This window comes from Mycobacterium sp. (assembly GCF_036488105.1).
Classification (GTDB): Bacteria; Actinomycetota; Actinomycetes; order Mycobacteriales; family Mycobacteriaceae; genus Mycobacterium.
This window is the reverse complement of sequence record NZ_DASXHW010000282.1, coordinates 1-2,962: the sequence shown is the minus strand read 5'-3', so window position 1 is coordinate 2,962 and position 2,962 is coordinate 1. Positions and strand designations below refer to the sequence as shown.

Sequence of the window (2,962 nt, the reverse complement as noted above, 5' to 3'; positions counted from 1 at the left end):
CGCGGTAATTGCAAGCGGCACTAGGACTCTCGCGGTGATCGACACCTCGGCCCCCGCGGCAGCCGCCAAGCCCCGACTCGATCCGTCTGATGTCGAGGTCCTCGGCACGGTCGGGAGCGGGCCGGTGCGAGTACCGCAGCGTGAGCCCGAGCCGATTCACGACGCGCTCGCCGACGCGGTACTGCGGATGCTCCCCGAGGGCGCCCGGATCCAGTACGGGCCGGGGCAACTCGGCACCGCACTGCTGCGACGGGCGCAGGTGCCGTTGCACATCGACACCGGCCTGCTCACCGACGCCGTCGTCGACCTCGACCGGCGCGGCCTGCTGGCGGGCACCCCGTCGGCGACATATCTGCTGGGCAGCGACTCGCTCTACGACTGGGCAGACGGACGCCCCATCCTGCACGGGCTCGACTACACCCACGACCTCACCCGGCTGTCGCGCGGCGCACCGCTGGTCGCGGTGAACACCGCCATCGAGATCGACCAATACGGGCAGATCAACGTTGAAGGCGTGGGCGACAAGGTGATCGGTGGCATCGGCGGCCATCCCGACTACTGCGCCGCAGCCCGGATGAGTCACGGCGGCCTGTCGATCATCGCCGTCCCGACCCGGGTGAACGGACGATCACCGCTCGTCGATCAGCTGAGCCGGCCCGCCTCCACACCCGCCCACGACTTGGACGTGATAGCCACCGAGTCCGGACACGTCGATCTGCGCGCAGCGGACTGGTCGCAGCGCCGCGCGCTCATAGCCGAACTGTTCAGGTAATGAAGGAGATAACGCGCGATGCCTGAAGGCCCCTTGACCGGCAAGGTCGTGCTGGTCACCGGCGGAGGACGGGGTATCGGCCGTGGCCACTGCCTCGAGTTGGCCAAGCAAGGCGCGGCCGTCGTGGTGAACGACCCCGGCGTCGCCCGGGATGGCTCCACCGGTACCGGCGACGGCCCTGCGGCCGACGTTGTCGCCGAAATCGAGGCGTCCGGCGGAAAGGCCGTCGCGCACACGGGCTCGGTATCGGCATGGGACGACGTCGCCGACATGGTGTCGACCGCCGTCGACACGTTCGGCTCCCTGACCGGTGTGGTGAACAACGCAGGCATCCTGCGTGATTCCATGCTGGCCGTATCGAGCGAAGCCGATTGGGACGCCGTCATCGCCGTCCATCTCAAAGGCACCTTCGCCGTCACCCGACATGCCTGCGACTACTGGCGGACACAGTTCAAGGCGGGCGACCCGATTGACGCGCATATCGTCAACACGGTGTCCGGCGCGGGTCTCTGGGGCAATGTCGGGCAGAGCGCGTACGGCGCGGCGAAGGCGGCGATCGCCAACCTGACGCTCGTGACCGCGATGGAGGCGCGGCGTTATGGCGTTGCGGTCAATGCGATCTCACCACTGGCGAGGTCGCGGATGACGGCCGACGTGTTCGCTGCGCGCGCCGACGATCCCGCATTGGATCCCGCCCGCAGCTCCGCAGTGGTGGCCTGGCTGCAGTCCGCGCAGTCGTCCTGGCTGACCGGGCAGATTCTGCGCATCGACGGCGACAAGCTGACCCGCATCGAAGGTTTTACCGAAATGCCTGGTGCTTACCACGCCAAAGACGGTTCCGGCCTGACTTTTTCGGAGATCGAGCAGGCGGTCAGCTGGCTGTACGGGACCTCTCCCCGCGGGCTGGCTGGGCCGCTGCCGACGACCTGACTAGGGCGCACCGCCGTCGGCGTAGATGGTCTGCCCGGTCACGAACGCACAGATGTCGGACAGCAGGAAGGCGATCAGCGCGCCGATCTCGTCCGGCTGGCCGGGGCGACCGAGCGCGGCGTCGAACCCGAAGTCCTCCACCAGCGCCCGTTCGAGAGCCTCGTCATAGGGATAGCCCTTACTTTCGGCGACGTATCCCCGAACAGCGTGCAGCGCATCGGTTTCTACGGCGCCGGGGGCAACGCTGTTCGCGCGGATACCCGATTTGCCGTGGGTGCGTGCGATGCCGCGGGTGAATGTGGCGACGGCGGCCTTGAGGCTCGCATATGGCAGCCGCGGCTCGTGTGGCGAGCGGGCCGAGTACGCGGCGGTGGTGACGATCGCGCCGCCGTTGACCGCAAGGTGCGGCAGTGCCGCTTGCACGCTGCGGGTGGTCGCCAGCAGGACGTCGTGAAACGCGGTGTCCCAGGCGTCGTCGTCAGACTCGATAGGCATCATCCCCGCGGTACCCATCGTGATGGCGATGCCGTCGAGTCGGCCGAGTATCCGGACCGCTTCGTCGACGGCGGCCACTGCCGCTCCGCGCTGACTCACGTCGAAGGCCAGGCCGTGCGCATCGGCCGCACCGGCGGCTACGAGTTCTTCCGCGGCGTTCTTGCCTCGGTCAGCGTCGCGCCCGACTACCACGACGGACGCACCCTCGCGAGCCAGCGCGCGTGCTGCGGCCAATCCCATGCCGGCCGTTCCGCCGACGACGACATAACCCTTGCCGCGTACTCCCAGATCCAACGCTCAACCCCTGGCCGCAGGCGAACTGAAGTGCTTCAGCGGCCGCTCGACGAATTCGAATACCACTCCGTCGGGCGAGCGCAGGAACGAAATGTAGAGTCCCTCGATCTTCGTCCCCGGCAACGGGCACCACACCGGATCACCCATCACCTCAATCGAATCCGGCACCAACGACATTGCCGCCTCAGTGCTCTCCACCCGCAACGCGCAGCGGTACAACCCTTGACGGTTCCCGCCCCACGGCACCGGATCCGCGTCACGGGTCGCGGGGTGTTCCACAACGGTGAGGGTGAACTGATGCGCGTCCTCAGCCAGTGCGTAGCGCGACACCGTGCAAGTGACGCCGTCGGACGACCCACCGGGCGCGAGTTGATCGCCGGCGACCTCGACGTGTGAGGGGCCGTCAACCTGATCGAAGCCGATCGCGGTCAGGAATTTCCCGGTGGCCTCCGCGTCGATGGCGGCGATGCG

4 protein-coding genes are annotated in these 2,962 nt (G+C 67.9%); 2 read left to right on the top strand and 2 right to left on the bottom strand.

The genetic code is table 11. The features are described 5' to 3' along the window. On the top strand, positions 1–772 hold a 772-nt coding region (locus VGH54_RS14485), incomplete at its 5' end, for an acetyl-CoA hydrolase/transferase C-terminal domain-containing protein (protein WP_331512724.1). An 18-nt stretch (positions 773–790) separates the two neighbouring features. Beyond that, positions 791–1,702 carry an SDR family NAD(P)-dependent oxidoreductase gene (locus VGH54_RS14480; RefSeq protein ID WP_331512722.1) on the top strand — a complete coding sequence of 304 codons (912 nt, stop codon included), beginning with the start codon at positions 791–793 and terminating at the stop codon, positions 1,700–1,702. On the opposite strand, the gene VGH54_RS14475 is transcribed toward VGH54_RS14480, so the two are convergent. Together VGH54_RS14475 and VGH54_RS14470 are read right to left on the bottom strand one after the other, a co-directional pair. After that, a complete protein-coding gene (locus tag VGH54_RS14475; protein WP_331512720.1) occupies positions 1,703–2,491 on the bottom strand; it encodes an SDR family NAD(P)-dependent oxidoreductase in 789 nt (262 codons plus the stop codon). A 3-nt stretch (positions 2,492–2,494) separates the two neighbouring features. Beyond that, positions 2,495–2,962: VOC family protein (locus VGH54_RS14470; RefSeq protein WP_414688711.1), on the bottom strand; the 468-nt coding region annotated here is incomplete at its 5' end.